The sequence below is a fragment of the Cellulomonas sp. P5_C6 genome, assembly GCF_054049635.1.
Window position 1 is genome coordinate 1 of record NZ_JBFULZ010000196.1, and the last position, 7471, is coordinate 7471.

Annotated in this window: 7 protein-coding genes; 4 read left to right on the forward strand and 3 right to left on the reverse strand. The window is 75.0% G+C overall.

Annotated elements, in window-relative coordinates:
* The first annotated feature begins 39 nt into the window (after positions 1 to 39).
* The gene (locus tag ACXJKG_RS17485; protein ID WP_456847015.1) at positions 40 to 1413 is read left to right on the forward strand and encodes a pyridoxal phosphate-dependent decarboxylase family protein; all 1374 of its coding nucleotides are present in this window, start codon (positions 40 to 42) and stop codon (positions 1411 to 1413) included.
* A gap of 1 nt (position 1414) precedes the next feature.
* Here ACXJKG_RS17485 and ACXJKG_RS17490 read toward each other — a convergent pair whose 3' ends face one another.
* Both ACXJKG_RS17490 and ACXJKG_RS17495 read right to left on the reverse strand, forming a co-directional pair.
* Positions 1415 to 2461 (reverse strand): DUF4349 domain-containing protein, encoded by a 1047-nt coding sequence (locus tag ACXJKG_RS17490; protein ID WP_456847016.1) that lies wholly within the window; start codon positions 2459 to 2461, stop codon positions 1415 to 1417.
* 118 nt (positions 2462 to 2579) lie between these two features.
* Positions 2580 to 3383, reverse strand: a complete 804-nt coding sequence (locus ACXJKG_RS17495) for a DNA-3-methyladenine glycosylase 2 (protein WP_456847017.1) — start codon at positions 3381 to 3383, stop codon at positions 2580 to 2582.
* Between the two features lie 329 nt (positions 3384 to 3712).
* Here ACXJKG_RS17495 and ACXJKG_RS17500 point away from each other — a divergent pair, with 329 nt between their 5' ends.
* Together ACXJKG_RS17500 and ACXJKG_RS17505 are read left to right on the forward strand one after the other, a co-directional pair.
* Complete coding sequence (locus tag ACXJKG_RS17500) at positions 3713 to 5011, forward strand: mechanosensitive ion channel family protein (protein WP_456847021.1); 1299 nt, start codon at positions 3713 to 3715, stop codon at positions 5009 to 5011.
* Between the two features lie 29 nt (positions 5012 to 5040).
* A complete protein-coding gene (locus tag ACXJKG_RS17505; RefSeq protein WP_456847018.1) occupies positions 5041 to 5625 on the forward strand; it encodes a uridine kinase in 585 nt (194 codons plus the stop codon).
* On the opposite strand, the gene ACXJKG_RS17510 is transcribed toward ACXJKG_RS17505, so the two are convergent.
* Entirely contained in the window at positions 5615 to 6568 is a 954-nt protein-coding gene (locus ACXJKG_RS17510) for a helix-turn-helix transcriptional regulator (protein ID WP_456847019.1), read from the reverse strand. The two genes, ACXJKG_RS17505 and ACXJKG_RS17510, sit on opposite strands and share 11 nt — an antisense overlap.
* Positions 6569 to 6655: 87 nt before the next feature.
* On the opposite strand from ACXJKG_RS17510, the gene ACXJKG_RS17515 reads away from it, so the two are divergent.
* A partial coding sequence (locus ACXJKG_RS17515; protein ID WP_456847020.1) for an ABC transporter ATP-binding protein occupies positions 6656 to 7471 on the forward strand: 816 nt, incomplete at its 3' end.

A 7471-nucleotide genomic window follows, 5' to 3' on the forward strand; every position in this document is an offset into this window, starting at 1 on the left:
CCTCTGCCCTCACGGCCACCAGTCTGGGAGGCTGGCGCCATGACGGCACGGTGGCCGGCGTTCGCCCCGGCGCTCGAGCGCGCGGCGCACCACGCCCGGGAGTGGCTGACGTCCCTGCCCGAGCGGCCCGTCCACCCTCGCGCCGACGTCGACGACCTCGTCGCCCTGCTCGGCGGCACCCTGCCCGACGGACCGACCGCGCCGGAGGCCGTGATCGACGAGCTGGCGGCGGGCATCGAGCCGGGGCTGATGGGGATGCCGTCGGGCCGGTTCTTCGGCTGGGTCATCGGCGGCACGCACCCGGCGGCGCTCGCGGCCGACTGGCTGACCAGCGCCTGGGACCAGAACACCGCGATCCGGCACTCGACCCCCGGTGTCGTCGCGGTCGAGGAGGCCGCGGCCGCCTGGCTCGTCGACCTGCTGGGGCTGCCGACCGGCGCGGACGTCGGGTTCGTCACCGGCGCGACGATGGCGAACTTCACCGGGCTCGCCGCCGCGCGTCAGCAGGTGCTCACCGATGCGGGGTGGGACGTCGAGCGCGACGGTCTCGCGGGCGGACCGCGGGTGCGGGTGCTCGTGGGCGAGGAGCGGCACGGGACCGTCGACCTCGCGCTGCGCTACCTCGGCCTGGGCGCGCCGACCGCCGTGCCCGCGGACCGGCAGGGGCGGCTTGTCGTCGGCGGCCTCGAACGCGCCCTCGCGGCCGGGGACGGCCCGACGATCGTGTGMCTGCAGGCGGGCAACCTGCACTCCGGCGCCACCGACCCGCTGGCCGATGCCATCGACGCCGCCCACGCCCACGGCGCCTGGGTGCACGTCGACGGGGCGTTCGGCCTCTGGGCGGCGGCGTCACCGCGGCTGCGCGGCCTGCTGACCGGCTACGAGCGCGCCGATTCCTGGGCGACCGACGCCCACAAGACCTTGAACGTGCCGTACGACTGCGGGCTCGCGATCGTGGCCCGCCCCGAGCCGCTGCGCCGGGCGTTCGGCATGCAGGCGGAGTACTTCGTGTCGTTCCAGGGGGCCGGCGACCCGTTCGAGAAGGTGCCCGAGCTGTCCCGGCGTGCCCGCGGCGTCCCCGTCTGGGCCGCGCTGCGCTCGCTCGGTCGGTCCGGGGTGGAGGACCTGGTCGACGGGCTGGTCGCCCGCGCCCGTCAGATCGCGGACGGGATCGCGGCGATCGACGGCGCCGAGATCCTCAACGACGTCGTCTTCACGCAGGTCAGCGTGGCCTTCGGCTCGGACGAGCGGACGCGGGACGTCACCGCGCGGGTGCTGGCCGACGGCGTGACCTGGATGTCGGGCTCCCGATGGCAGGGCCGCGACGTGCTGCGGGTCTCGGTGAGCAACTGGTCGACCGACGACGAGGACGTCGCCCGTTCGGTCGACGCGGTCCGCCGGGCGGCCTCCTGAGTCATCCCCGCTGGTCCGGGTCGACCGGTCGCGCCGCCGGCGGACCGGCCGGCGGGTCGAACGGGTTGCCCGGGCCGGCGGCCAGGGGCTRCACGGGCGTCGCGGCCGCGGGGGTGCGCAACCGGCGGGTCCAGCGGACGACGGCGACGACGCCGGCGGCGACCGCCCCGCCGAACGCCAGCCAGGGGAGCAGCACGCCGACGACGATGACGATCCCGGAGACGAGGGCCACGAGCGAGCCCCAGCCGGTGGCCAGCCCTTCGAGGAACGACTGCGGCCCGGTCGGCGGCACGGGAGGTGCCGGCGGCTCGACGTAGGGCGGCAGGTCAGGTCCGACGAGGGCGACGTGGATGGTCGACAGCGACACCTGCTCCGCGAGCGCCGACCGCTGCGACAGCAGGGTCTCCAGGCTGGTCTCACGCTCGGTGAGGGCGTTCTCCGCGGTGACGATGTCGTCGTGCGTGGTTGCCGTGGCCAGCAGGTTCTCCATGCGCCCGACGGAGAGCTGCATCGCGTGGATACGCGCGTCGAGGTCCTGCGCGGCGGCCGTGACGTCCTTCTTGGTGAGTGTCACCTTGTCGACGTCCCCGAGGTCGCGCAGCGCGACGAGCGTGGTCGACACCGCGGCGGCGGGCAGCCGGATCGTCAGCGAGGCGGTGCCCACCTCGGTCTCGGTCTGAGCCTGCTCGGCGCGGTCGTCGACGCGCCCGCCGGCCCCCTCGGTGAGGTCGACGATGGCGTCGGCGGCGGCCCGGGGGTCCTTGACCGACATCGCGACGTCGCCGGTCTGCACCACCTGGCGCGTGTCGACGGTGCTGGCGACCGGGGCGACGGACCCGTCCGTGCTCTCCTGCACGGCACCGCCGCCCTGGTCGGCGCCGACCGCCCCCTCGTCGGTCACGGACTGCGCGGAGTCGCCGGCGCTCGACCCGCTGTCGGCGGCGGAGCACGCCGTCAGGGTGGCGCTCAGCGCGATGACGCCGACGACCGCCAGGCGGGCGGTGCGGGCGCGGACCTTCGAGGTGGGGCGGCTCGTCGTCGGGTTCATGGCCGTGAACGTAGGGCCGGCGGCGAGCCTGCGGGTTGGCTGTGACTCAACTGTGACGGCGGTGGCGTCGGTGGCGCCGAATCGTGACCGCGCCGACACCGCAGCGCGTTCTGCCTGGTCAGAGCACGTACGCCGTCGCGGTCCAGAGATGCACCGCGGCGAAGGCGCGCAGCGGTCGCCACGACTCGGCCATCCGGGCGACCTCGGGCGTGGTCCCGACGGCCAGCGCGCGCCGCAGGACGAGGTCGCCGACGGGCATCGCGTCGCGGTCGCCCAGGACGCGCAGCGCGAGGTAGTCGGCGGTCCACGGCCCGACGCCGGGCAGGTCGAGCAGGCGCGCGCGGGCGTCGGGGGACCCGGCTTCCAGGACGAGGCCGTCGGCGCACGCCTGCGCGAGGGCGTGCAGAGTCCGGGCGCGCGAGTGGGTGATCCGGACGACCGACTGCAGCTCGACCGGGTCGACCACCGCGAGGCGCGCCGGCGACGGGTAGACGGTCAGCCCGTCGGGGCCCGGCGAGCCGTAGGCGGCCGCCAGCCGGCCCCCGAACGTGCGCGCCGCGGCGAGCGAGACCTGCTGGCCGAGCACGGTGGTCACCGCCGCCTCGAAGCCGTCCGGGTGGCCGAGGATCCGCAGCCCGGGCCGGGCGTCGACCAGCGGCCCGAGCACGGCATCGCCGACGAACGCCTCGTGGACCGCCTCCAGGTCGTCACCGAGACCGAACCAGGTGTCCGCGAGGACCGCGAGGTCGAGGCCCGCGCCCGCGTCGGTGCTGAGCTCGATGCGGTCCTGCGCCAGGTCAGCGGTGACCACGGCGCCCCCGACGACGCGCCGGACGGTGCGCCCCTCGACGACCTCGACGCCGGGCACGGCGTGGGCGACGAGCGAGGCGAGCGCGGGCGCGGGGTCGAACGGTCGCTGCACGGTGAGCGTGGCGGTGATGGTGTCCTCCGGGGTCGAATCCTTCCGACCGTACCTCCCGTGGGCTTTACCAACACAAGATGGTTACGTGGAAGGGATGCGGTATTCCCATGACTGTGCTAGAACAGAGGGAGCTGATCGTCCCGGGTGACCGGGCCGACCAGCCGGTCGCAGATCGGGCCGCGTTGCCGAGGGTCACGGCGAGAGCCGGGCCGCCCGTCAGGGTTCAGGGAGTGCGCCAAGCCTCGTGCCGGCGAGACGCCTCTCCGTTGCGCCCCGTCCCCGAGAAACGGGGACGGGGCGCACCTACGTACGCTGGCCACGTGCTGCTGATGCTGCCCTCCGCCACCACCGACGACACCGTCGCCCACGACGTCCAGGGATTCGTGGTCCCGACGGTCTCGATCCTCGCCGCGGTCGTGATCGCCTACCTCGCAGCGACACTCATCGCCGTGCTGGTCCGACGCGTCGCGCGCCAGTCGGCCGTCGCCGCCGACCTCACCCGCCGCTCGCGCCGGCCGATGCGTGCGTTCCTGCTGGTCGTCGCGGTGTGGATCGCCCTGCGGCTGAGCACGGACCCGGCCGCCTGGACGCGGACGGCCGAGCACGTGCTGCTCATCGCCTTCATCATCACCGGCGCGTGGCTCATCGGCAGCCTCGCCTTCGTGCTCGAGGACGCCGCCCTGCAGAGGTACCGCATCGACGTCGCCGACAACCGGCACGCCCGACGCGTCCGCACCCAGGTGCAGGTGCTGCGCCGCATCACGGTGGCCGTCCTCGTGCTCTGCGCGATCGCCGCGATCCTCCTGACGTTCCCGTCGGCGCGAGCGCTCGGGGCCAGCCTGCTGGCGTCCGCCGGGCTCATCTCCATCGTCGCGGGCCTGGCGGCGCAGAGCTCGCTGGCCAACGTGTTCGCCGGGATGCAGCTGGCGTTCACGGACGCGATCCGGGTGGACGACGTGGTCGTCGTCGACCAGCAGTGGGGGCGGATCGAGGAGATCACGCTCACCTACGTCGTCGTGCACATCTGGGACGACCGCCGCCTGATCCTGCCGTCCACGTACTTCACGACGACGCCGTTCGAGAACTGGACCCGCCGCGCGGCCGACCTCCTGGGCACCGTCGAGCTCGACGTGGACTGGGACGTGCCGGTCGAGGCGATGCGCGCCGAGCTGGGCCGGCTGCTGCAGGACACCGACCTGTGGGACCGGCGGGTCGGGATCCTGCAGGTCACCGACGCGGTCGGGGGAGTCGTCCGGGTCCGTGCCCTGGCCAGCGCGGTCGACGCCCCCACCCTGTTCGACCTGCGGTGCTACGTGCGGGAGGGGCTGGTCGCCTGGCTGCAGCGGGAGGCGCCGCAGGCCCTGCCCAAGACGCGGTGGGAGGGCTCGGCACCCGCGACGAGCCGCCACGCGCGGCCCGAGCCGACCCCGATCCCGACGCTCCCGGTCCCCGGCGCGTGGTCCGTCGACGACACGCAGACCATCCAGACGGGCGGGCAGGACTCGCGGCTGTTCACGGGCAGCATCGAGGCCCTCGAGCGGTCGCGGAGCTTCTCCGGCCCGGGCCAGGACGTGATCGACGAGCGCGAGCAGCACGCCGAGGAGCACGGCGAGGGTCGGCAGCCCTGAGCCCGATCCGGCCGACCACCGCCGACGCCGTGGTCGAGCACCTGGTGCGGCTCGTCGTGGAGCGGCCCGGACGGGTGCGCGTGCTCGTCGACGGCGCACCGCCGACGGGGCCCGCGGGATGGGCGGACGCGCTCGTCGAGCCGTTGCGCGAGGCCGGTCGGCCGGTGGTCCGCGTGCACGCCGACGACTTCCTGCGGCCGGCCTCCGTGCGGTTCGAGCACGGCCGGCACGACCCCGACTCCTACCTGGAGGACCGGCTCGACCTGCGCGCGCTCGGCCGCGAGGTGCTCGATCCGTTCGGTGCCTCCGGGCGGTACCTGCCGACCCTGTGGGACGCCGCGACCGACCGGGCGACCCGCGCGGAGTACCGGCAGGCGGGCGAGGGAGCGGTGCTCGTGCTGGACGGCAGCCTGCTGCTGGGCCGGTGGCTCGATGCCGACCTGTCGGTGCACCTCGCCGTCCGCGAGGCCACCCTGGTGCGGCGGACCGCCCACGAGGACCGCTGGATGCTGCCGGCCTTCGCGCGGTACGAGGACGAGATGAGCCCGTCGCTGGTCGCGGACGTCGTCGTGCACGTGGACGACCCGCGGCACCCCGCGCTCGTCACGCCGTGACGGCCGCCGTCAGCCGCGCCGCCAGGCGGTGCATCGCGTCGGCCAGCTCGGGCGGTCCGACCACCCGCAGCGGCACCCCGAACATCGCGAACGTGGCCGCGACCCCGTCCCAGGACCAGGCGCTGAGCACCACGCGGCTGCGCCCCTCGCCGAGGCTCTCGACCAGGGCGCCGCGCCCGGCCCACCGGACGAGCTCGGCCGCGTCCATCTCGACCTCCGCCTCGCCGCGGCACGGCCACGGGTTGATCCCGCTGAACTGCTCGGCGACGAACGCCGCGACGTCCGGCACGGGCAGCTCCCGCGGCGCGAACCGCGGCCCGGTCCCGGTCTTCGGTGTCATCCGGTCCACCCGGAACGTGCGCCAGTCGGCCCGGTCGAGGTCGAAGCCGACGAGGTACCAGCGCCCGCCCCAGGTGACCAGGTGGTGGGCCTCCGCGCGCCGCGGCAGGGAGGTGGCGCGGCCGCCCTCGTAGTCGAACCGCAGCACCTCGCGGGCGCGCACCGCCGACCCGACGGACAGCAGCACCTGCTGGTCGACCTCGGGCCGGTTGCCCTGCCGGGTGACCGCGGTGACCTGCAAGGCCTCGGCGGCCGCCCGCAGGCGCGCGGGCATGACCTGGCGCAGCGTCGAGAGCGCCCGCACGGCGGCCTCGTCGACCCCCGCGACGCCCGTGGACGCGGTCTGCAGGGCGACGACCAGCGCGACCGCCTGCTCGTCGTCGAGCAGCAGCGGCGGCATCTGCGTGCCCGCGTCGAGCCGGTACCCGCCGTCCGGTCCCTTCGAGGCGTGCACCGGGTAGCCCAGCTCGCGGAGGCGGTCGACGTCGCGCCGCACCGTGCGGGGGCTGACGCCGAGCCGGTCCGCGAGCACGCCGCCCGGCCAGTCGCGACGCGCCTGGACCAGCGACAGCAGCGCGAGGAGGCGGGAGGACGGCGTCGACATGTCCTCAGGATCGCATCCGATGGCGGACAGGACCTGACCGCTACTCCCGGAAGTCTGGGTCCGTACCCATCCACGAGGGGAGAAGCCATGATCCACACGCGAGGACTCACCAAGGACTTCGTGGTCAGCCGCACCGAGACGGTCCATGCCGTCCGCGGCATCGACCTCGACATCGCGCCCGGCGAGCTGGTCGCGGTGCTCGGACCCAACGGGGCCGGCAAGACCACGACGATGCGCATGCTCACCACGCTCGTGCGCCCGACGTCCGGCACCGCGACCGTCGCGGGCGTCGACGTGCTCGCCGACCCGGCGACGGTCCGGCGGCACATCGGGTACGTCGGGCAGGGCAACGGGGCGGGCCACCAGCAGCGCGGCGGCGACGAGCTCACCATGCAGGGCCAGGTGTACGGGCTCGACCGGGCGGCGGCGCGCCGGCGGACCGGCGAGCTGCTCGAGGCCCTGGACCTGACCGCGCTGGCCCGGCGCAAGGTCTCGGACCTCTCCGGCGGTCAGCGGCGCCGGCTCGACGTCGCGCTCGGGCTGGTGCACGCGCCGCGGCTGCTGTTCCTCGACGAGCCGTCCACCGGGCTCGACCCGCAGAACCGCGCCAACCTGTGGGACCACATCCTGCGGCTGCGCGCCGAGCACGAGATGACGATCGTGCTCACCACCCACTACCTGGACGAGGCCGACACGATGGCCGAGCGCGTCGTCGTCGTCGACCACGGCGAGGTCATCGCCGACGACACCGCGGACGGGCTCAAGCGCACGCTCGCGGGCGACCGCGTGGTCCTGACGACGGCCGTCGCCGGGACGGCGCCGCAGGTGGCGACGATCGTCGGGGCGCTGCCCGGCGCCCGGGACGTCACCGTCGACGGCGCCCGGGTCGAGGCGCGCGTGGCG

Coding starts and splice junctions, on each gene's coding strand:
- ACXJKG_RS17510 (WP_456847019.1), bottom strand. CDS start 6,568: ATGTCGACGCCGTCCTCCCGCCTCCTCGCGCTGCTGTCGCTGGTCCAG.
- ACXJKG_RS17500 (WP_456847021.1), top strand. CDS start 3,713: ATGCTGCCCTCCGCCACCACCGACGACACCGTCGCCCACGACGTCCAG.